The organism is Chryseobacterium pennipullorum (assembly GCF_003384725.1).
Lineage (GTDB): Bacteria > Bacteroidota > Bacteroidia > Flavobacteriales > Weeksellaceae > Chryseobacterium > Chryseobacterium pennipullorum.
Genome location: NZ_QNVV01000001.1, coordinates 304,434 through 327,995, shown reverse-complemented (window position 1 = coordinate 327,995; position 23,562 = coordinate 304,434). Strand labels below are relative to the sequence as shown.

The following is a 23,562-nucleotide window of genomic DNA, read 5'->3' as shown; positions in this document are numbered from 1 at the left end:
CTAAAATTGTTTACATTTTATCAGACTAAAGTAAGAAAATTTATCATGCCATGGTGAAATTGTTTCATTATGTTGCATTGATATTTTAAGGTAATAGGTCTGCTAAAACTTGCTTAAACAATAAGTTTTTAATATTTTCGTTAACTTATTTAGACTAATTTTCTTATATCGAGAAGAATGAAATCAAAAAAAATACTTTTAGCGGCTGCCGTGATCTATTTCGGAATCTCCGATGCTCAACAGTCCCAATATTTTACCCAGAAAGAAAATTACAGATTCAATCTAGCTGAAAATCTTTACCAGACCAAAATATACAACGCTTCCCAATACGAATATGCAAGACAGTATTTCTATAATCAGAATCTGCTTCGTTCGAAAAAGGAGGGGGCTCAGTTTTTTGACAACGTGATCGGGGTGATCCTCCAGAAAAATCATGCTGAGGAAGGATTAACAGCTTTTATGAAGGAGTATCCTAATTCTGCCTATTTTGCTCAGGCTAATTTGCCCCTGGCTGATTACTATCTGGCAAAAAAAGACTTTGACAAGGCATTGGAAACCCTGAAAAAAGTAAACCAATACCAGCTTTCGAAAGAGGAAAATACCCAGTATATTCTTAAACTGGGATACGCAAAATTCATGACGGGAGATTCCAAAGGAGCTATTGATGCCCTGGAGGAGGCGTATACAACGGCCGACCAGTCGCAGAAAGGAGACATAGCCTACATGCTTGGCCATTTATATTACAGCAATGGTCAGAATGATAAAGCATTCCAGTATTTTGATTCTGTAAAAGATCAGGAGAAATTCTCAAAGCTTGTACGTCCGTATTATGTTCAGATGTATTATAACGATAAGAATTACGATAAGGCAATCTCCGAAGGTACGGCATTGCTGAACGAAAATATTTCAGAATCCTATAAAGCTGAGGTGCATAAAATCATCGGTGAGAGTTACTTCATGAAAAATGATTATACCTCGGCCTATCCACACCTTAAAGATTATCTCAGCGTACAGCAGAACCCTTCAGAAAATGATCTGTATGAAATGGGATTTGTGGCGGCACAGCTGAAAAAATACGATGAAGCAGTTTCTTATTATAACCAGCTTCTTAACAGCAATTCTGCTCTGGCTCAGAATGCATATTACCAATTGGGGAACGCTTATCTGGCCGTAGACAAAAAGCAGGAGGCTCTTTCTGCATTCCGCTCTTCTTACCAGATGGACTATGATGCAAAAGTAAAAAAGCTGGCTCATGAGCAGTATGCCAAGCTCAGCTATGATATCGGGAATCCGTTTGAAAGTCCTTCAGGGGTTATTCAAAGCTATATCAACGAGAATCAGAATGCAGCCAATGCCACAGAAATGAGGTCGCTGCTTGTAAAATCATACCTGTATTCAGGAAACTACAAAGAAACCCTGAATGCGATCGACAGATTGCAGAGTTCTACTCCTGAGATCAACAAAGTTGACCAGGAGGTTTCTTATTTATTGGGGACGGAAGAATTCAATAAAGGGAATTATGACGAAGCAGAAAAATATTTTCTGAGAAGCCTAGGATTTAATATTAATAAAGAATTCAACAGCAGAGCATTGTATTGGCTGGCGCAGGTCTACTACCAGAAGGGAAATTATCCTTCTGCCATCGCACGCTACGAAAAGCTGCTAGGTGAAACCTTCCCTGAAAAACAGCAGCTGCCATACGATTTAGGATATGCTTATTTCAAAGCTAAAAAATTCGATCAGGCGGCTACCTATTTCAAACAATATCTTGCCAATCCGAAACCTGAATTTAAAAATGATGCAGAACTTCGTTTAGCAGATATTCATTATGCCAATAATGACCTGACGGAAGCGATCGCCATCTATGATAAAAACGAAGACGCTACGGATTATACCGTGTATCAGAAAGGAATGGCGCTTGGTTTTAAAGGGGATACTCAGGCAAAGATCAATACCCTTAAAAATCTTTTATCAAAATATCCGGATTCAGAATATTATGATGATGCCCAGTATGAAATAGGGACAGCTTATGCTGCTCAGGATGACTTTGCCAATTCCAATGATTATTTTGGAAAAGTGATCAAGGGATCATCCGATAAAGATCTGATCGCAAATGCTTCTATCTACAGAGCACAGAATTATATCGACCAGAATCAGAGCGATAAAGCACTTTCTGAACTGAAATCCCTGGGTGAGCAGTATAAAAACACGGCCTATGCACAGAAGATTGTTCAGGCTGCCAAACCTCTGTTCACGAAAAATGGTGATGTATCAGGATATGAAGCCTTTGCCCGAAATATTGGGGTGAATATAGATGCTTCGGAAATTGATGAGATCAACCTGTCTACTGGAAAACAGTATTTTGCGAAGAAAGATTATAAAAATGCAATTTCCTATTACGAGAAATACCTGACGCAGAATCCTACAGGAGAAGGTCTTTACCAGGCGAAATATGAGCTGGGAGAAAGCTATTATCAGACCAATAATTCTACGAAGGCTCTTTTGGTTTTACAGGAAGTAGCTGGAGTTCAGAACGATTATCAGGATGATGCACAGACCCGTTTGGCTCAGATTTTAATTGCTCAGGGAAATACAGCAGAAGCTAAAAAATATCTTGAAGGCATTAAAAACTCTTCCAATATCAGCATTAAAAACTATGCTAATGTTGAGCTGATGAAGCTCTACGCAGAAGAAAAGAATTTCTCAGAGGCCGAAAAGCTGGCCAATGCAGTTATTTCCAATTCTAAAAACTCTGCAGCGGTCATTGAGACTGCAAAAGTAATCAAAGCACGAAGCCTGATGAATTCAGGAAAAGATAAAGACGCCCAGTCTGCCTATACTTCACTGGAAAAATCTTCCAATACTTCCGTAGCTGCTGAAGCATTATATGCAAAAGCCTATTATCAGAATAAAGGAAAAGCCTTTAAATCTTCCAATGAGACGATCTTTAAGCTTGCCAATAATTACTCTTCAGAAGAATATTGGGGGGCAAAGGCGCTGATATTGATGGCAAAGAACTATGTTGGCCTGAAGGATAACTACCAGGCAAGCTACACATGTGATCAGATCATTGCCAATTATAAAGATTTCCCGGAAATTGTGGCTGAAGCCAAGGAAGTTAAAAAGCAGATAAAAAAGTAAAAATGCAGTATCCTATTCATGCGGGTATGGTAGAATACATCCTGCATGGATACTAAATACACTCATCGTAATGAACAAGAAAATTCAATTATTATCCATATTATTCTTAGGGGTTTCGCAGTTTGCGTTTTCCCAGATCAAGGAGGAAAAGCTGGTTCTTAACAAAAAGAGAGAGCCGGAAGTGAAGAAGATCGAGAAGAAGAAAACTTCTGTGGAAACGATTAAAAATTACCCGCCTGAGGAGAAGTCTCAGAATCCGGTAAAATATACGATCACGGATGTTCCTGCGGTATCAGATTTTAAAACCTCCACCATTCAGGGCGAAGATGTAACTCCAAAATTTGACGGAACCGCTCAGAACAATTACGTTCAGTTTGGAATGGGGAATTACGGAAAAATATTACTGGACGGAAATATTTCAAAAACCCTGGAAAATAAATTTGAAGTAGGTGCCGATGTGCATCTTCTTTCTACAAAAGGTCTTAGAAAGGACTATGACTGGAAATCAGGACAGACAGCAGCCACCATTGGGGCATTCCTTAACTCTTACGGAGAAAAAGGGAAATTCAATATCAATGCTGAATATGGTCTGGACAGCTACAATTACTACGGGATCTATGCTCTTCAGCCGGCTGGGGATGTAGACCTGAAACAAAAAGTAAATCAGTTTAAAGTCAATGGATATTATGATTTCTATTCCAACGAAATTCTGAATGATGTAAGGGTGAAGTCATATTTCCTGAAAGATCATTTTGATGCACAGGAAAACCAGGTCGGTATCCTTGCCAATTTTTCAAAACATGCCGTTGAGCTGGGGAAATCAGGAATCAACCTGAATGCTGATTTAGGAGTAGGGCTGGATGCTGTGAAAACAGACTTTGCCATCAGGGATAAAAACTCTGCCAACTTCTTCAATATGAATCTGGCACCGAAAGTGACGTTCAGAAAAGGAGAATCCTATTTGATGATAGGATCTTCATTCTCTTTCCTGAATGCCAAGAATTCAAATACCCTGATGCAGGAACAGCTTAAGAACAATAAAACCTATTGGTTCCCGCAGGCAGAATTCCAGGTAGCTGCTGCTAAAGAATTTAAATTTTATGGTGGGGTAGACGGAGGTCTAAAACTTAATACGTATGCCGATATGCTACAGGCCAACCCGTTTGCGCTTTCTGATCAGTATTTAAAGCCAACGGAGACAAAATATCACTTTTACGTAGGATTGCGGGGCGATATTGATGAGACCCTGAAATATGACTTCTCTGCAGGTTTCGGAAAAATGAAAGATATTATGTTCTTTAAGGCCAACAGCCTTTTCGACAATGTATATACCCTGAACCGTTCCGCCTATGATTTTGCCAATACCTTTTCTGCTGTATATGATGACGGAAATGTAAGTGATATCAAAGGAAGTGTTCAGTATTTCCCGTTGGCAAATCTTGTTTTAGACGGAGAATTAAGGTTCACAAAGTACAATCTGAAGAATTTTGACAATATTTATAACGTTCCATTGTTCAATGCAAGCATCGGAGCAAAATATACAATGCTCGACAAAAAGTTGCTGTTAGGGTTTAAAGGAATCTTTGCAAGTGACAGAACAACAAATTCTTACGCCATCGAAGGAGTAGACGCTCCTGGTATGATTTTTCAGTCTACCGAGAATACAAATGATAAAGTTGGGGGGTATGCTGATTTAAATCTTTCCGCAGAGTATAAAATTCACAAAAATTTCAGTATTTTTGCACTCGGAAATAATCTTCTGAGCTCAAAGTATCAGACGTACAAAGGATATAAAGTCCTGGGTGCCCAGATATTGGGAGGCGTAAAGATTACTTTCTAGATCATCGGTAATACGCAATGAATGATCGTAATCCTGGGATTACCCATTTTTATGCCTTATTACTTACGGATACGGCTGCATAGTTTAATGGATAGAACTTCGGATTTCGGCTCCGACAGTGAGGGTTCGAATCCTTCTGCGGTCACTTAAGGAGACAACTGTTTTATAGTTGTCTCTTTTTTTATTCATAAATATTTCAAACTTTTAAAATCTGACATTCTGTATTCGACATTTTAAGCTTAAATACTTAGTCTGTTTAAAATAAACAGATTAAAATACCATAATTGGCTTGTGATCTACAATCATTACGAGTTTGAAATCTCCTTAAACTCTCTTTTTTAATGCAATATTAAGTTAATTTTTATAGAACAAGAATCGAATCTTCAGGGTTATTATCTTCTATGAAAGTTTTCTTCTTGTCATCTTTACTATCCCGGAATTTTGAAGTTCTTCAAAAAGAACTTTTATGTTTTTATATGTTTGGGGCTGCATACCAAAACGACCATTTTCCCTAATACTACTAAATGTAAACACAACTCGTTCTTTCGCCCTTGAAAGAGCTACAAAGAATGCACATTTATCTTCATCAGGTTGGCGCTGAAAGTTCCAAAAAGCTCCGTCTTCGAGACCAATAAAAATTACGGTGTGATATTCTAAGCCTTTGCTTTTGTGAATTGTCATTACCGGAATTGTATCTTTTCCAACAAGCATGTCCAACGCAGTGATTATATTGCTTGAAATAGCATTGTTTTTAATTAATTCATCCTGAACATTATTAATTGAACTAGTGAGTTCTTTAAGATTACGATATTCGGGATAATATGCTAATATACGGTCTTCGTTGGCAAATATGATGATTTCGGAAATAAGCGCTTTAATGCTATCGTCATTCAACTTGGCCCCAGCATATTTTTTCCTTGCCTCCTTTATAAATTTCATTAGTTCATTTTCCAGTTTTAATAACTGTTCATCTTCTATTTCAATACGAATATTACTTATGAAATCGAAGACTTGTTTTTTTGCTTCAAAATCTTTTCTATTAAAAATTAGATAAAAAGCATTAATTATATACAGACAGACTTCCTTGGTAAGAATATCTTGAAACTTACTTTCGTCCCGGGCATTTATTCCGTTAGTATTGAAATATTCAATCAGTTTACCCGCATAGCTCTCCAAGTTTTGTTTAATAAGGATACAAATATCTCTTGGATTTAAACCATCATTCTTCACCCACTTCGATACGTCTTGGAAGAGTACTTCCATTTCTACATTAGGATTTTCAAATGTCCAAACAAAACACTCACCCTGATCAGGGTGCCATTTAGGCGATGGTCTGGCAAAATCTGTCTTGCCAAGCAAATGTTCAGTAAGGTAGTTTAATAGATGAACTAATCGAGGGGCACAACGAAAATTCATAGTAAGTGAAACGCGAGATGCTCCGGTATTTTTAGTGAAATCGTCAAACACTGTTTTTCTTGCCCCTGCCCACATCATAATTCTTTGTTTGTCGTCGCCAACTGCGGTAAAAAAACTTTCACTTCCCAGAAAGCAACTTTTAAATAACTCGTACTGCATATCTGTTGTATCCTGAAATTCATCAAGGAAAACATACTTGTAAGTTTGTTGCAGATATTGTTTAATCTTAGGATTTGAATTGATAATGAGTTCAGCCAATCTCATTATCATGGGAAAGGACAAAGGAGTAGGATTTGATTTTAATATTTTTTGCCATACTTTATTTCTAATATTTTCTGCAAAATTGTTACTACTCTGTGGTAATTTGCCACTATGTAATACCAATATTTCTTTATTACCCGTAGTATTAGCATAGTCAATGTTTTCGGATTTATAATAATCCAAAATAGCTGCGTCTTTAACTGCAACTTCATATTCATTTTCCATTTTATATTCATCTGGCAGTGCCTGCTTAAATCTATCTAAAATCTGCTTGGCAAACGAATCAAAAGTTAATGAATCAAATCTTTTTGAAAGCTCATCACCGCACCTTTCTCGTACCCGATCTTTCAAATTATAAGCAGCATCTTTTTTAAAACTGATAGCTAAAATTTTATAAGGAAATGGACAGGTATTTGTTTGTAAAAGGTAGCAGGCTTTTTGAGCCAGCAATTCTGTTTTTCCCGCTCCCGGTCCGGCAACGACTAAATGGTTTTCAGATGCCTTAGCAATATGAAGAGCACTCGGTTCGAGTTGCATATCATCCACAGGTATCCACAATTCTGGTTTAATTCGTTTCATCTTCTTAATGAGCTTTTAGAATAGAAGATATACGATCGAAAATTTCGGTAAATACAGGTGGTAAATTGTCTTTAATATCCTCATCAGTCATTGATGACAATACTTGAATATGAGTGGTTGGTTTTCCCCTGCCTAAAAAATGGTAGTGATACCAGATCATTAGTTCCTTTTCTTCCTCAGAATAGGTGTAACCGGTTGCTTTTTTTGATTTCAATGTGGCTTGTATAGACCCTGTTAATTTTTCTTCAAATTCCTCTGGTTCTTTATCTTTATCAGGGATTTGAGGGCCACCTCCTTTTGGTATGTTTTTTTTTATAAAACTCAGGATAGTGGGTAAGCATTAGAAAGTCCAGATCGAGTGGGGCAGAATAAAAAACGTCGTACTCTTTTAAGCGTCTAAGCCATCCTTGAAGCGTTTTAACTTTCGTTAAATCCCAAGTATTCATTTTTTCAAGTTGTTGTGCTGTTAATATGCTATTATCCTTTAGCTTTAATAACTCATTCTTTTTAATCTCAATTTCCAAAAGCTGTTTCAAAGCATATTTTATTCTTCCCCAACCACCTCCTTCCCTTTCTCTATCCAAGTCGAGTAACGTAACATAGGGAATATGCAAGGCGTTTAATAATTTCCAGATATGGTTAACAAACCTATGTCCCAAAGGAGCAAAAGTGATGATGTTATCATCAAAGTCAACATCCTTAACATCCATTAACCTGTTGAATAAAACTTCTTCACTATCGCCTTCACCAATAACAACCAATCTGGCAAAATAAATTTCAGGATAATTGCGAACGGCTTCTTTTACGTATTTATACGCTTCATCGGCCTTGTCAGGAAGTAATATCGGATTCACTTTAGTTTCATACTTTTCTGTAATTCTAAAATGAAGGATTTGTTCCGGATCAAGTCGTTTGATGATAGCAGGTGTATGGGATGATAATAATACTTGTGAATTTTCTTTTTCTGAAATTGATTGAAGAATTTTAATAACCCTTCCTAGCAACTGCGGAGCAATGTGGTTTTCCGGTTCTTCAATAGCCAAAATAGTAAGTAATGGTCTTGTTATTCCAATGGTTTCTTCGTCTTCTTCTTTGGCCAATTCTTCTTCTACGTCCAGTAACGAACATACCAGAGTCAGATAAAATAGCGAACGATAACCTTCACCCAACTCATCAATACCAAATGGTTTGTGCGTACCCGTAGGGCTAAAGGATATTTCCAGCTTTTTAAGAATGGAGTCAAGGTCACTTCCTCCAAAGCTTAACGTTGTTTCGCTATAACGTTCATCTTTGTGAAATTTTTGCCAAAAGGAAGTAATGGAAGTTTGAATAGTATTAAACTCTGACAATCCTTTGAAGGCATCATTGATCTCACTTATCTTGGCATCAAATTCTTCTTTGAAATCCTCCTTCCAATTGATTTTTTTTAATAGCCGGTGCAGGATACTACCAGACGCATACTTTAATTGTTCACCTGGCTTTCGGATTGCAGGAACATAATTTATTTGAATAAGGCCTCTAAGATGACTTGGGAAAATTTTCTTTGTGTCTGCCCCTTCCGGCACGCCTTCTGCTGCCTTGATGAAATAGGTCTTTACTTCTATTTCCCCTTGCTGTATTAGTTCTGATTTTCTCCAGCTTGATTCAAGTCGTATCCGTAAATAAGGATCTTCATCCGTATCGTCCACAACCATATCTGAAAAGAAATGAGGAACTGAATCATCTCCATTTGTTGGAAAATCAATTTTTACTTCAATAGAAAGTTCTCTTTCTGTAATATCTTCAGGCCTTTCATCTTTTCCGATGTGAAAGTCTGATGCGAATATTTCCCGTTCCATCAAAGATGATCCAAAAAGCTTTCTAAGTGCTTCTAATGCGGAAGTCTTTCCGGCACTGTTTAAACCAATAAAGCCGGCCAGCTTATCCTCTAAAGGAATGGTTACTCCTTTAGAACCATATGATTTATAGCCCCTTATTGTAACTGATGATATTCTCATAATGATATTTCGAGTTATTAGATTATTTTCTGTTCTTATCTATCACATTTTTAGTATAGATAGAAGTCTCTTTAACATTATACTTCAAACCAATTTATAAAAGTTAATGCTATTAAGGTTATGGTTTTCCGTAATTAATTTGGATTGTTATTGATTAAAGTTACTACCTAACATTTATGGTTAGTTTTATTAATTTCTTTAAAGTGTATTTTCCAAATTTACAAGGCATTATGCATATCTTTATAGAAGTCACATTGTCCCCATAAGTTTTTATTGCCGATGACATAGATTCGTTTCTTTGCACGGGTGAGGGCCACATTGAGCATATTGGGTTTTTGGGAAGCCCAGTTTCTGGCTCCCGGAGATTTTGGATCACTACCCAAAACAAGGAATACAACATCCGCTTCCTTGCCCTGAAATCTATGAATAGTTCCGCAAGATATTTTTGGATCATTTTTAAACTCCCATTCACAAAAGCCGGCGACCAAAGCAAAAGGAGAAATAATAAAAATTTCACCCTGGTATTTTTCACCTCTTAATTCCTGTATTTTTATTTTCAGCAATTCAATCTCACCTTTGAGTGTATGTTTGTTGACCAAGGTTGTATCCTCCACATGAAACCAAGTAGAGTTTCCAATAAATTTATTCATGGTATCATCTTCGGTATCTTTTACCATCTGCCCGTCATAAGCTATTTTGTTCGCAATATCAAACATCGGGTTATCGCATCTTCGGTGGGTACGAAGTGGAAAGCCTGTCCATATTTTTTCATCCGAATTCGCAAGCGGCATATAGGTTCCTTTTTCCGAGATTCGATCGGCTAATTGTTGCACAGAAGTGTGCACGGGCGACCATATTTGATCTACCTTCTCTTGTTGCATGAGTTTATAGACCAAGTTTTTCGGAATGGTTACGACCGGTTCAACCTGTAAAGGATCTCCAACAATCACGCATCGCTTAGAACGATAAATGATGCCCGCTGCCGATTGTGGAGTTGCCTGTCCGGCTTCATCAATCAATAACCATCCGATTTGATCTTTTTCTTTATTCGGGAATAAACGGCTAACTGAAGCGAGAGTAGTGGATACAACGGGTACGCATAAAAAGAAAGTACTCCATAAATTGCTAACAATATTCTCTTGAACATTTGTGTAGCCAGAAAGCATTTCAAAAAAGAGATTTAGATTATTGCGTACATATTTGGCATTTGCCATAATTGCATGTTGATGAAGCTCTATGCTTAATAGAAATATTTTGCTTCTCAATTGTGCAATTTGCGCAGAGTGATAGGGCATCCTTTTTTGCAGCTCACTCATTGGCAGAAAACTAAAATCAGTATCTACTAGATTTTTGTATTCAATACCGTAAAAAGTATGAAGCTCTTCCCGCTTATTAAGATAGAGTTGGATAGTATGTTTTAACGAATCTAATTGTTTTGAGATTTGTTGTAGTTTGTTTTGGACTATTGATAATTCTGTCTCACATTCTTGCTGTTCGATGCGAAGGGTTTTGTATTGTGATTGCAACTGGTCATACTGATCAAGATACTGTTCAACCTTCATATTCCATTGCTGATAAGATGACGTTTTAAATAATTTTTGGAAAAAGAATAATGAAGGTTTTGTGTTTTGTAATAATTGAAGGTTGGTTTGCAAATTCTGGATAGCCGATTCTCGCTCCGTTATTTGTTGTCCAAGTGCAGTGCTTTTTTCTGACAACACTTTTTTTTGAGCATCCAATGAAATTACTTCCTGTTCCAGGCCGGTTTTTTCTTTTACATCTTTTTGATACTTCACCAAACCATCATGAAATGCTGTTGCTTTTTGTTGAAATACCGCAAAGTCTTTCAAAAGAACAGTCAACTTTTCTTTGGTTGCTTCAAAATTTGCAAGATGTATTCCGCTCTGATTATCTTCTTTATTTTGATAAACATTGTAAAGTAAATCATGAAAGCCAATAAAGTTTTTGTTTGCGTCAGATTTCCAGAAAGCATCTCTGAAATTCTTTCTGTTTTCTGCATTTCCCAACGCAGCGCTTAACGTTCCCCAATTAGGGTTTTCTGTTAAATTCTGTGCCTGCTCCGTAAAATATGCTGCTTGGGGAAAAGCCTCGCTGTCTATCTTCTTCAGAGAAGGTAGTTCTTTGGTAATATTTTCCACTGCCGCATTATTATTACTGACTACTACAATACCATACCGATTAAGCAGGCTCTTGTGAAGATGAAAATAGCCGGCAAAGCCCTCATCTTTTTCTATTTTCTCATACTTCTTATGAAAAATATTATCACATCCTAATTTCATCATTTGTCTGGCTCTTTTGACAATCACTTCGGCCACAACATCAAGCAATAAAGTTGTTTTTCCTGTTCCTGGAGGGCCATTGATACCTTTTATTCCGCCATGTTCTTCAATAGAAGAAAACAAATTGTTTACCGCAGCAGCTTGCGCAGTGTAAAGACTATAAGACGGTGAGGAAGGCCATTTCCCGGCAGACATATTTTTAGGATGAATACAATCGAAAAAATATTTGCGATCAGCTAAAACATCTTTTCTTTGGCTTTCGTTATTTTGGGAATTCAGGTATTCCTGTAATGATCCATTGTAATTTTCTGGGTCTAAAGAACACAAGTAATTAAGATCATCTAAATAAAAACTGTTTAGAAAATTGACTTCCGGTTTACTTTTCTTGTGAACTTCTTTTGCTAATAAAAATATTTTAATAGGTTCCTCATTCCAAGTCCGTATTTGTTTTTGCAAGTAATCCAGTTCATGATGCAACAGTTCCCTTGTTACGACCTTTCCCTTTCTTGCAGGCTTTTCATCTTCATCAGTTATCTTTTCAGGAATAGGAGGAATGTTGTAACGGAGTTCAAAATCTGCTTGCACTGTGTTAAGCAATGATGAAACCAGCTCGCAATTTTTGTTTTGTGCCAGCGCTTGCATCCCGGCGATATAGGATGCAAGCACATAGCTTCTTTCATCAGGTCTGCCTTCGGCATCAAGAAGAATCGCAGCAAGACAAGTATCCCCGCTTACCTGTTGCTCCCAATCTGCCTGAACATTTTTCACCTCTAACAAGGCATCAATCTTTTCTATCACTTTTTTCTTCTCTAATTTTCCAAAAAGTAAAGTGTATTGCCAAACGTAATTTTTCTTTGCGGGTCGTTCTCCTTGTAGCCAAGGCAAAGGGCTATTTTCTATTAGTGGATAACTATCTTTATTAAATTGAGGAAGATCGAAAACCTCTACATTTCTCCAAAAATTAAGTACATGTTGCTCTGATGCGCTCATCATTTATTAGTTTGTGCCACTATATTACGAAAAATAAGTATATTTTTGGTTGGCAATTCTACTTATTATTGAACAACAAAGCAGTATAATTTATCGATTAGAAGGAGAAGAAGATGTAAGTGAGAAAATTATTAACTCCTATCAAAGGGAAGTCTCCCAAAACATAACAACCTCATAAAAATCGGTGTAAAGAAAAGACTAAACTACTTATGAGTATACCAAAGAACCACCATTATATTTCGCAAGCGCACATAAAAAATTTCTTCAATAAAGAAAAGAAGGAGATTTATCTTTTTGATAAAGATCAAAACCGGCACTTTAAAAAGAACACTACAAAAAGTATTTTTAGTGAAAAGAATCTGAACACAAAACGTACAATAAATGATGAATATGATTACTCTACAATTGAAGAAGAGTTGAATCAAAATTTTGAAAAGGATTTTCCGGGTTGTGTAGAAATTGTAAAGAAATTGGTAGAAACAGATAAGCTGGATGATGATGCCCATGAAGCGCTTCTTTATCTGGCAGGCTATGGCCTTATTGCAGAATTAAGAACTCCTGCCCGCAAGCGGGAAACAGATAATGCACTCAAAAATGGAATGAAGATTATAATGGAGATGGGAACCGAGGAATTAAAATCGGCATATAAAAGACACTTTGATTTCAATGATGAGGTAAAATATAGCAACAACCTTGACTATATTAAATTTGCTCACGATGTAATCAATGCAATGGGTGATCTCATTCTTTCTGTTGATATACCAGAAAATGAAAATGATTATTTCATTTTACCGGACTTTGGAGCTGCCACCATGCGCGGCCGCATCAATAATTATTTCAACCCTGATGCACTAGATAGGGTCTATATTGGGTTGCCATTAACAAGTAAGTTATACCTCCATTTTAGTTCTTCTAAACTGAAATCCCTGCCAAGACCTCCCGGAATTCATCGCGTTACCACTAATCACGTTTACTACCTTAATAAAGAAAATTATGATTACAGCAGACAAATCATAGCTTGTGAAAACGAGCACTATTTACAAGATTTTGTTAGAAAGATAAACCCTGAATATACCTAATAATTATAGGCACTCAAGTTCTGCAAGTTTTATTAAATCTTCTATAAAAGTGTTCGAAAACTGTACGTTTGGGGTCACAAAGCTCCTTTTTAAGGAGCTTTTTTTATGTGTGGTCACAAAATACTTCCTACTACTATCTGCTTTAAAAAAAGCATTACTAACAAAGTGAGATTTTTCTAATGCCAGCTACCTTATTGCTGCAAAAAAAGAGTCTATCCTGATTTTACACAAGATAGACTCCTATTGATACAAATAATATTTTCTAGAATGGATACGCTGTTGCAATGAATTGTTTGTCTGTAGGAGATAATACTGTATTATTACCGACACTGAATCCGTTGGTGGTCAACGTTGAGCTAATGCTGTAATGCATAATTGACAGCTTATCGTAAGCACTGTATTGTGTTTGTGAAGTTGAATATTTTGCAAAAAGATTATTGTCAACCTGGGCTTTAGTCCAGTAATTTGGATATCCTGCATAATATGAATATACTTTTGGCTTATCCCATGGAATAGCAGCTAGAGGATGCTGATGCTCATGGATCATACCAAGCGCATGTCCGAATTCATGAATGGTTGTTCTGCTGAATTCTGTATCACTTGTTGAATCATTAAACCATCCAAAATTCATGGTTTCCTTATTGGAAGCTATGCTGAGAGCATCTTTTCCAATATATGAATAAGATCCTGCATTGGGAGTGAAGGTAACACGGATCTGTGCTGTTCCACTGGTAATAAAGTTAAAAGTGATATTGGCATATTGAGACCATTCTTTAGCGTATTGCATCACTTTATTACGAACTTTAGTAGTACCTCCATTAAGGCTTACCGTGATTACACTTCCATTCGGCCATTTTTTACTGGTAATGACGGCTCCTTTTGAAGAGGTTCCCGGAATATTGCCCTCTCCAGGAAGATAAACATCTTTGCACATGTGCGTGTTTTCAAAACCTGCAGGAATATCTGATGCGGGTACGGCTAGCAATCCTGAGCTTGACTGTTGTTCTTGTGGTGTTTGTTCTTCTAAGGTATCGTTTGTCGTGTTACATGATACGATAGCCATTGAAATAAATGAGCCTAATAAAATCTTTTTGTTTAATTTCATAATAATATTTGGTATTTGTTGAATAATGTTTTGTAAATCGTTGAAAAAATTAATTATCATTTATATGGGAATTAAAACTATGATAAAAAATATAATTCTCTATTATTTTCTTTTGTAAATTAAGAACTGAGGATGTCTACACGGATACTACACTTCATTGAATGGCCTTTCTATAAAGAGATAGATGTATTTCAGAAAATGACGAAGACTGCGAAGTACTCATTTAATTTTTGGACAAAAAGAATGTGACTCTTAATAAAATAGTTGATGGACCAGCATTTTTAATTGTCTTAATTGAAGGACAGAAGGGACTAAAGTATTGATGCTTAAACATTCAGGGATTTGGAATTTTAACCTCTATTGAAGAGCCTTTTTTGTTATATTTGTGCAAAGCTACTCATCATGTCAATATCAAAGATTAAGTCTAATATATTTGTTGAGATCAAATTTAGATTTCTGTAAATATTTCTGTGTTGGCAATTCTTCCACGGTCAGTTTGAAATGTAAAAATAACGATGAAATTTATTTTAAAAGTATTTAAGTTTTTAGGTAAACTTATATTGGGAATTCTAATAGTAGTACTGCTCTTAGGGGTATTTTACCGATTATTATCTCCGAAACCCGTTCCGCCCGGCCAATTGGTTGATGTCAATGGAACTGGTATCCATATAAGAGCAGAAGGACAAAAAAAATCGTTACCTACAGTTATTATCGAAGCTGGGGCACATGCCAATACAGATATGCTGCATTGGATTGCGGAAGGTTTGAAAGATAAGACGAGAGTTATACGCTATGATAGAGATGGAAAATGGTTTAGCGAATTGACAGATACCGGTAGCAGGCCTCCTGAGTTTTATGCCCGTCAACTTCATGAATTATTAGAGAAAACTGGAGAAAAGCCGCCTTACATTTTGGTTGGCCATTCTATGGGAGGCCCATATAGCAGGATTTATAGAGATCTTTATCCCAATGAAGTTAAAGGAATGGTTTTCATAGATTCAAGCCATCCGGAACAATGGAATCGGTTAGCACAAAAAGAATTGGTTCCCAAAGGACAAGCAAAATTATTTAAGATAGGATCCATACTGGCGGATTTAGGTATCTTGGGTATTTATAACAAAACATTTGGTAAAGCACCGTATCAAGGAGATGATTTGCCAAAAGAAATGTATAGTCGCTCACAACTGCTAACCTATCATTCTGGTGATGTTTTTAATATGTTTCTGAGAGAGAATAAGCTTACTCATGATGTACTCAGACGTGCAGGACAAGCAAAGAAATTAGATTCATTACCTGTTTTGGTTTTTACTGCCACAGAACAGTACAAAGAGTTCCAAAAAGAAAAATACAGAAAAGCCGGAATCGATCCCGAAAAACAGCTTCAGTTATGGTTTGATATGCAAAGAGAAATAAAGGAACTTTCTTCAAATGGAAAACAAATCATAATGAACGCAAGTCATGGCAGTATCATTACGAAAAAAGCAAATGCAGAGGCAATCAATAAAGAGATTCTTCTATTATCAGAAAATATTGGAAAAGAAAAATAAAAGTAAACAATAAAGCCCCAATCAAGGGGCTTTAATTATTGGGTACTATATCGGCCATGGGAAAAAATCCATGGCTGATGGGTAGATAAATTGGTTGTCATCAACATGTAGCATTGACGAGACGCTCATGATGATAAATATTTTGCATTCATTATTTTTTTGGGGTCAGCGAAAGATTGTCCATATAAACTGCCTGGTGGATGCCGTTCAGTAAAACTTTCAGCCCCAGATGGGTATCTTTTTTCAGGGAAAGATTATATGTTTTTTTATCTCCTGTGATCTTTGAAGGTTTGGCTATTGAAACATAGGATTTGGGATCAGATGAATTGTTAACTGAAAAAAGTTCCAGTGTTGTTTCTCCGCCGTTGTCCGAAACATCAAAAGTAAGCGTATAGTTTCCGGCTTTTATTTTTGGAGTGACCAGATACATATTCTCTCCGGGACTCATCATCGAATAGAATACGATTCTTTTATCACTTGCATATAGCATCGCCTTTCCTGGTTGTGCGGTCCAGCATTTGTCAATGTCTTTCCAGGTATCAAAATTTTCCACCAGTGTGGATGTGGTTTTACACTGTGCATTAACTGTTAGAAGTCCTCCAAAGGCTATTATTCCGGCAAGTATGATTGTTTTCATGTATTAGATATGTATAATGAGGTAAAAATAGCGAAAAAAGATGGCTTTGAGAACCCTGTATACAGAAATTTTCACCAGATGATCAAGAGGAAAACGGTTTGGTTACAAATAGTAGGTTTCAAAACATGATTATTGTTCGGAGGAGTATATTTTTAACGTATATTGGCGTATAAATTGATATTGTAAAGTCTGTTGAAATTTTTGATGAATAATGACTAAACCGACTGTAATTCTGATGTTCCTCGTAAGCTGCTTTTTTTGTATCAAAGCACAGGAAAAAAAAGATTCACTGTACTACAAAATAGAAGAATTTTCTGATCAGAGAAAAGTGACCAAATTCATTCACCGGCTGATATTCCGTAGGGAAGCGGATTCTACCTCCGTAAAATCCAGAACTGAAAAACTGCTTCAGGAGACCCACAATAAAAAATACATCAGAAATATCCGTGTAGAAACCATAGACCCGTTCGGATACGGCTCCCAGGACAGTAAGGAAAAGCTGAAATGGTACGACTGGCTGACGGACCATCTTCACGCTACCACAAAAGTATCAACCGTTAATCATTATTTGCTTTTTGAAGAAGGCGAAGAATATAATGCTCAGAAACTGTACGAATCGGAACGTCTGCTCAGAACAATGCCTTTCATCAACCGGGTAAATATCAGTGTTTCCGACAGTACATCAAATAAAGACTCCATCGATGTTGTTGTCAAGATCCTCGATTCATGGAGTTTAAAGCCGAGGGTCAGTTATTCCGGTAGTAAAATTGGTTTGGGCGTGACAGAAGAAAATGTTCTTGGGCTGGGTCATACATTGGATTTTCTGTATAGAAACGACTCTAAAGAAAAGCAAAATTACCTGTTGGGAAGCTATACAGCCTATAACCTTTTTGGTTCTTATATCAATGCCCAGCTTCTTGGGGAGCGTGATTTTTTCAGAAACGAAAGAATCAATTTCAATGTCAGACGTGATTTTTTCTCCCCATTGACGAAATGGGCGGGAGGCCTCAGTTTTGAATATTTTATGCGGAATGTTTTACTTCCGGTAGAAACAGATACCGCTTATCCTGAAGTTCAGATTAAGGTGTACAGCCAGGATGTATGGGGAGGTTACCAGATCCCTGTTTCATCTGATCCCCGTGAAAAAGTATCCAGCAATATTGCCGTGATTGGTAGATTTCAGAACTATCAGTATAAAGACAGCCCTGGAATTGACCGCTACGACTATTTTAAGTCGTACAGCAGCTTTCTGATGTCCATCGGATTTATCCGCAGAAACTTTTCAGTGCAGAGGAATATTTTTCAATATGACCTTCCGGAGGATATTGCATATGGCAATTCAGTGAATATAACTGCCGGAGGTTTGTCAAGAAGTAATGAAGTGAAGCCTTACGTGGGAATTTCCGCATCGTATGGAGATTTTACAAAGATCGGTTACTTCAACGTGAGAGCTCAGTTTGGTAGGTTTTTTAATGAAGACAGCCGCAACCGGGAGTCTTTTCGTCTGGATGGTACCTATTTTACCCCTCTCCAGGATTGGAAGTTTGCCAAAGCCAGACACTTCTTTTCACCTACTTTGGCATTGGGGAATCCACAGCACAATTATTCTTACAAAGACAGGATTAATCTTACTGCTGCTGACGAATTTCCAGTGTACAATGCAGATTATATCGGAACGAAAAAACTGGTTTTAAGATACCAGCTTCAGCTGTTTATCAATAAGACATGGAAAAACTTCCATTTCAGTCCTTATCTGACGGCGGCAGTCGGCTGGCTGGGAATGCCCGACGACCAGCTTCTGAAAACAAATGCAAATACAAAAATAGGAATAGGAGTCCTGATTAATAATCCGTTTCTGGTTTTCAACAGAATTCAGATTTCCTTTACCTATTATCCGAAGGTTCCTTTTGATAATCATTCGGTCTTTGATTTTAACAGCAATAGAAACAACCTTATGCCATTGAATAATTTCGGTACAGACATTCCACGTTTTGTGAATTTTGGAAATTGATTCTGAAACCTTTAATAGGCTAAAAAAAAAAATAAAACCTTTCCTTTTGGGGAGGTTTTTTTCTTTCCGGTCTTTCCTATCGGGTAAATAGTATGAGCACTATATTTCCTGTTTATATTTCTTTGTTAAATATTCATTCATAACGTTTTATATTTTGATGAAGAAAGATCATATCCTGATTTTGGCAGATTAATTGTTGCATTATCGGGAGAAGTAGTAATTGACTTCATTATTAATCACCATTTAAAATTATTATTATGAAAAAATTTGTTGTAACACTTTTTGCAGCAGCTGCATTAACAGCCTGTAAGAAAAACGAAACGACGACAGTAGACCGAACCACAGAAAGCACAGGAGTTGCGGCTCCTATAGATTCCGGAATGCCGGCTACCGATACTGCTAATACTTCCCATCCAACAGGCAAAATGAGTGACCTGAGTGATCAGGATAAAAAATTTGCAGATGCCGCTGCCAGAGGAGGAATGATGGAAGTAATGATGGGTAAACTGGCAGAAACCAACGCTTCCGGTCAGGCTGTAAAATCGCTGGGTGCCATGATGGTAACAGATCATACCAAAGCCAATGATGAGCTCAAGGCATGGGCTTCAGCCATAGGGTATACTTTACCCAACAGTCTGGATGCTGAAAAGCAGAAAATGTATGATGATTTGAAAGCAAAGAAGGGGGTGGATTTTGATAAGAAGTATACCGATCTTATGGTGACTGATCATAAAAAGGATATCGCAGAGTTTAAAAAAGAAGCTTCAGACGGTAAAGAGGCTTCTCTAAAGTCTTTTGCCAGCAAGACCTTACCTACGCTGGAACATCACTTAAAAGAATCAGAGAAAACTAAAAATGGGGTGAAATAACAAGCTCATAAGTACTTTTATGACCTGTGTCATAATCTCACAGGAATAAGTTCAGTACTTTTGATTTACTTATCTATCATTTTTGTATTCGATTAACGTGCTCCTCTTTCATAAGGGGAGCTTTTTTTATTCAGGTAAAGAGCTGTTTTCTTTAACCCTTTTCCTTAAAAGCTATCTGATTGATGCATGAAAAATTTGAACTGAATAAGTTTATATGGATTATTTTATAAACATGATGTCCGCTAATATCATAAAATAGCAATACCTTTGACGGTCTCATTTAATTTTTTGATGTATACCATGCAGGGAAACGAACTTGCTTATCAGATTTATTCGCCCGGATCTGTACTGGGATTGTTCAGTAATGCGCTGAAGCTCAATGCAACGGTTAATCTTATTTACCTGAAGGGAAGGTATGCCTTCGGTGGGGGAAAAGCGTATGGCAGCTATTATTATGACAATCTTTTTTCAGAATCGGACAATATCTCTATAGGGATACGTATTTCCGCATTATTACGAAGTAAAATCGAAAATAATGACGTGTATACGCTGAGAGGCTATATTGAGAAAAGCATTAAAAACTCTTCGGTGGAACTGCGATTTGTAGTTGATGAGATTATTCAGCAGGAGGAGCGGGCGATTTCGGAGGAAGAACTGCTGCGCTATGAGCTTATTCAGAAAAAACTTGAAAAAGGATCGAAGGATCTGGAAACGATGATCAGGGATAAAATTCTTAAAGACGAGCAGATCAGGGTTGCTAATATATATGGCAATAATGCCATTGTTCAGCGTGATTTTGCAGAAGGTCTGGATGTTTCACAGAAATATTTCAGCGTTTCTGACTATACATGCAATATCACTTCATCTACATCTATTGCTGCCAGGATCAAAGAAATTGCTTTGTCAGAGTATGATATCATTGCATTGGTGAGGGGTGGGGGCGACCGCCAAAGCATGGAGGCCTTCAATGATATACAGCTTTCCGAACTTTTTATAGGTCTGGATGCAGTAACTGTAACGGCTATTGGTCATACGGTGGATGAAACTTTGCTGGATAAGCTTGCCGATAAAAGATTCCATTTACCACATGATTATGGAGCCGGACTGCATGCGGTCGTAGAAAAGCTTTCACACGAAAAGTCGAATTCCAGGGCACTGCTGATTGACGAGGTGAAAAAAGATGTGACCAAGCAGTTTGCAGAGCAGGTGGGAACCCTCGAAAAGCAGCTTAAAAAGAAAAATGAAGAGTTTACAGAAGCGCAGAAAACCTTCAAAGAGCAATCGGAAAACCAGGCTAAGGCTTTTACTGACCAGCTAAAGGTACGGAATGAAGAAGTGGAGAAGCTTAAAAAAGACCTTTCAGAAAAACATGGCGAGCAGGTAAAGACCCTTACGGAGCAGCTTTCGAAAAGAACTGAAGAGTTTCAGAAGTTTCAGGAAACCTCAGCCAGGCAGCTTCAGGAGACCCAGAAAAATTTTGCCGAGCAACAGAAACAGCGGCAGGAAGAGATGGACAGTTATACAAAAGAAATAATGCTCCTTCATGATAAAAATATGCAGTCTGCCATTAATGAAAAGACAGCTTCCTTAAAGGCCGGAATGGAATCTTTACAGCAGGAAAACGCCAGGTTGATTACTGAAATAGAGAACAGTAAAACTGATTATGTAAAAATTATTATGGCTGCGGTTGTGGCTTTGATACTAGGATTTGTTGCTGCAAAAATGATATGAAATTTTTGAGGCGCCCTCCCTGCAAACGGTGGAAAGGCTATGTCTTTTCTGAAAACCGGAACCCTATCCCATGAATATTTTCAATCAGTATATTGGACTCATGAATCAGAATTTTCCGCAGTCTTGAGATGAATACATCCAGGCTCCGTCCCATAAAATAATCATCATCACCCCAAATGGATTGTAAAATATCCTGTCTTTTTAAAACCGTATTTTTACGACGGATAAAATATAAAAGCAACTCAGATTCCCGTTGGGTAAGTGTAATGTGCTCGTTACCACAGGTGAGGGTGTAATTTTCAGGATCAAAGCTGAACTTCCCGACTTTGTACTGTAAAGGCAGGATCTGGGTTTTCCGGGAACGCTTCAGGAAAACTTCAATTTTCAGCATCAATTCCTCGATACTGAATGGCTTTACCAGGTAATCATCTGCCCCGATTTTCAGACCTTTGATCCGGTCTTCTTTTAAAGCTTTGGCAGAAATAAAAATAATGGGGATTTCAGTATTGTCCTCACGGATTTGTTTGGCCAGATCAAAACCATTGATCTCAGGTATCATAATATCCAGTAAGCAGATATCAAAACTCTGTTTGTGGAATGCCTCCAGTGCAGATCTTCCGTTGGAGTAGTGGTTGATGTCATAATAATTTTCCAGACTGTCCTGGATCAGGAAAGCGATGGTTTCATCATCTTCGGCATATAGAATCTTTGATTTTTCCATGATAAGCAGTTTAAAAATTAAGACGAAAATGAAAGTCTTGTGGTAATTCCATGATCCGCATTGTTTTCAACAGATATTTTCCAGTGATGCTGCTGCACTATTTTTTTTACGTAAAACAAGCCCAAGCCAAAACCGTTGACCTCCTCACTTTTAAAGGTGTTGATCCTGTAAAATTTATCAAATATATAAGGAATATTTTTAGCAGGAATTCCGATTCCGTTATCTTTAAACATCAGGTGGAGACCTTTAGAATCGCTGATGGAAGAAATATGGATCTGAGGATCAGATTCACAGTACTTGATCGAGTTGTCTACAATATTATACACAATATTGGCAAAATGGAATTCATCAGCCATGATGGAAATTGAGGGATCAATATCTAAACGGATACTGACGTTTTCATTTTTCTGTAAAACAGTGCCGGCAATATCTTCAATAAAGGGCAGTAAAAATATCTTCTGGGGCTTCAGCTGAAGTCCTGAAGCTTCATTTTTTGCAATATTCAGTATTTTTTCAATGTGACTGTTCAGTTTCAGACTCTGGTTGGTAATAATGGAAGTGTAGGTTTGCAGTTTGGAATTTTCAAGAACAAGCTGTTGCTTGCTCAATGATTCGGATGCCAGCAGGATGGAAGATAAAGGCGTTTTGAATTCATGCGTCATATTGTTGATGAAATCACGCTGCAGCTCTGAAAATTTTCTCTGCTGGATAATCGTATAAATGGAATAGACATACACCAGGAGAATAATAATAAGGGCAAAGGTGAGCAGGTACCAGAACTTGAGTGAACTGATCAGATAGGTATTTTTATCGGGAAAGCGGATCGAAAAATAATAGACCAGATTTTTATGTTTCGGAAATTTGATCACTTTGGTTTTTGAATTTTTCTGAGCAGAAGATACATATTTCCCGTAGATCATTCTGTCGTTGTGACAGTTGTATAAGGCATATACATAATCGGTATGGATCTGGAAACGGGTAAACTCTGTCTTCAGATAGTATTCCAGAATGGTTGGATGAATTTCTTTATTGATGCTGACCAGATAATAATCATTGGCGATATTCTGAACCGGATTTTCGGTAAATGTACTGTCTCCGCCGGATAATTTTTCAACGACCTCCATCAGCGCGATATTGACTTTCTGATTGAACTTCTGATCTTCGAGATGATAAGCCTGCCGGGTCCAGAGAAGCTGCGCTATCAAAATGCCGATAATCGCTACAAACCCCAGGGTGATGATGATATTAAGTTTTTTTATTTCCATTAGCCGAAGCAATATTATCCAAAAATATCTATTAATTCTCTGTTATTAACAACTCGTTAACAAATGTTTGAAA

The 23,562-nt window shown here is 37.2% G+C and carries 14 protein-coding genes and 1 tRNA gene; 8 read left to right on the top strand and 7 right to left on the bottom strand.

Annotated features, from left to right (window positions below):
• Positions 1–177 precede the first annotated feature (177 nt).
• The 3 genes from DRF67_RS01490 (at position 178) to DRF67_RS01480 (ending at position 5,126) form a co-directional block, all read left to right on the top strand.
• Positions 178–3,141 (top strand): tetratricopeptide repeat protein, encoded by a 2,964-nt coding sequence (locus tag DRF67_RS01490; protein WP_115926057.1) that lies wholly within the window; start codon positions 178–180, stop codon positions 3,139–3,141.
• A 70-nt stretch (positions 3,142–3,211) separates the two neighbouring features.
• Positions 3,212–4,981 (top strand): TonB-dependent receptor, encoded by a 1,770-nt coding sequence (locus DRF67_RS01485; protein WP_115926056.1) that lies wholly within the window; start codon positions 3,212–3,214, stop codon positions 4,979–4,981.
• Between the two features lie 73 nt (positions 4,982–5,054).
• Positions 5,055–5,126, top strand: a tRNA-Arg gene (locus DRF67_RS01480).
• Between the two features lie 254 nt (positions 5,127–5,380).
• Here DRF67_RS01480 and DRF67_RS01475 read toward each other — a convergent pair.
• The 3 genes from DRF67_RS01475 to DRF67_RS01465 form a co-directional block, all read right to left on the bottom strand.
• Positions 5,381–7,237 carry a UvrD-helicase domain-containing protein gene (locus tag DRF67_RS01475; RefSeq protein ID WP_115926055.1) on the bottom strand — a complete coding sequence of 619 codons (1,857 nt, stop codon included), beginning with the start codon at positions 7,235–7,237 and terminating at the stop codon, positions 5,381–5,383.
• A gap of 272 nt (positions 7,238–7,509) precedes the next feature.
• Positions 7,510–9,234 carry an ATP-dependent nuclease gene (locus tag DRF67_RS01470; RefSeq protein ID WP_228435709.1) on the bottom strand — a complete coding sequence of 575 codons (1,725 nt, stop codon included), beginning with the start codon at positions 9,232–9,234 and terminating at the stop codon, positions 7,510–7,512.
• A gap of 218 nt (positions 9,235–9,452) precedes the next feature.
• Positions 9,453–12,527 (bottom strand): DEAD/DEAH box helicase, encoded by a 3,075-nt coding sequence (locus tag DRF67_RS01465; protein WP_228435708.1) that lies wholly within the window; start codon positions 12,525–12,527, stop codon positions 9,453–9,455.
• 206 nt (positions 12,528–12,733) lie between these two features.
• Between DRF67_RS01465 and DRF67_RS01460 the strand changes: the two genes are divergently transcribed.
• Positions 12,734–13,603 carry a DUF4238 domain-containing protein gene (locus tag DRF67_RS01460; protein ID WP_115926054.1) on the top strand — a complete coding sequence of 290 codons (870 nt, stop codon included), beginning with the start codon at positions 12,734–12,736 and terminating at the stop codon, positions 13,601–13,603.
• Between the two features lie 262 nt (positions 13,604–13,865).
• Here the strand turns inward: DRF67_RS01460 and DRF67_RS01455 are convergent, their stop codons facing one another.
• Positions 13,866–14,708, bottom strand: coding sequence for a M12 family metallopeptidase (locus DRF67_RS01455; RefSeq protein WP_115926053.1), 843 nt, complete (start codon positions 14,706–14,708; stop codon positions 13,866–13,868).
• A gap of 515 nt (positions 14,709–15,223) precedes the next feature.
• On the opposite strand from DRF67_RS01455, the gene DRF67_RS01450 reads away from it, so the two are divergent.
• Positions 15,224–16,255, top strand: a complete 1,032-nt coding sequence (locus tag DRF67_RS01450; RefSeq protein ID WP_115926052.1) for an alpha/beta fold hydrolase — start codon at positions 15,224–15,226, stop codon at positions 16,253–16,255.
• A 151-nt stretch (positions 16,256–16,406) separates the two neighbouring features.
• On the opposite strand, the gene DRF67_RS01445 is transcribed toward DRF67_RS01450, so the two are convergent.
• On the bottom strand, positions 16,407–16,892 hold the full coding sequence (locus DRF67_RS01445) for a hypothetical protein (protein WP_115926051.1): 486 nt from the start codon (positions 16,890–16,892) through the stop codon (positions 16,407–16,409).
• A gap of 211 nt (positions 16,893–17,103) precedes the next feature.
• On the opposite strand from DRF67_RS01445, the gene DRF67_RS01440 reads away from it, so the two are divergent.
• The 3 genes from DRF67_RS01440 to DRF67_RS01430 all read left to right on the top strand — a co-directional run bounded on the left by DRF67_RS01440 (position 17,104) and on the right by DRF67_RS01430 (position 21,503).
• A complete protein-coding gene (locus DRF67_RS01440) occupies positions 17,104–18,903 on the top strand; it encodes a BamA/TamA family outer membrane protein (RefSeq protein WP_115926050.1) in 1,800 nt (599 codons plus the stop codon).
• A gap of 257 nt (positions 18,904–19,160) precedes the next feature.
• Complete coding sequence (locus tag DRF67_RS01435) at positions 19,161–19,772, top strand: DUF4142 domain-containing protein (RefSeq protein WP_115926049.1); 612 nt, start codon at positions 19,161–19,163, stop codon at positions 19,770–19,772.
• 300 nt (positions 19,773–20,072) lie between these two features.
• Positions 20,073–21,503 carry an exodeoxyribonuclease VII large subunit gene (locus DRF67_RS01430; protein WP_165851720.1) on the top strand — a complete coding sequence of 477 codons (1,431 nt, stop codon included), beginning with the start codon at positions 20,073–20,075 and terminating at the stop codon, positions 21,501–21,503.
• 37 nt (positions 21,504–21,540) lie between these two features.
• Here DRF67_RS01430 and DRF67_RS01425 read toward each other — a convergent pair whose 3' ends face one another.
• Complete coding sequence (locus DRF67_RS01425; RefSeq protein WP_115926047.1) at positions 21,541–22,224, bottom strand: response regulator transcription factor; 684 nt, start codon at positions 22,222–22,224, stop codon at positions 21,541–21,543.
• 17 nt (positions 22,225–22,241) lie between these two features.
• Positions 22,242–23,489, bottom strand: coding sequence for a sensor histidine kinase (locus DRF67_RS01420; RefSeq protein ID WP_115926046.1), 1,248 nt, complete (start codon positions 23,487–23,489; stop codon positions 22,242–22,244).
• Positions 23,490–23,562 lie beyond the last annotated feature (73 nt).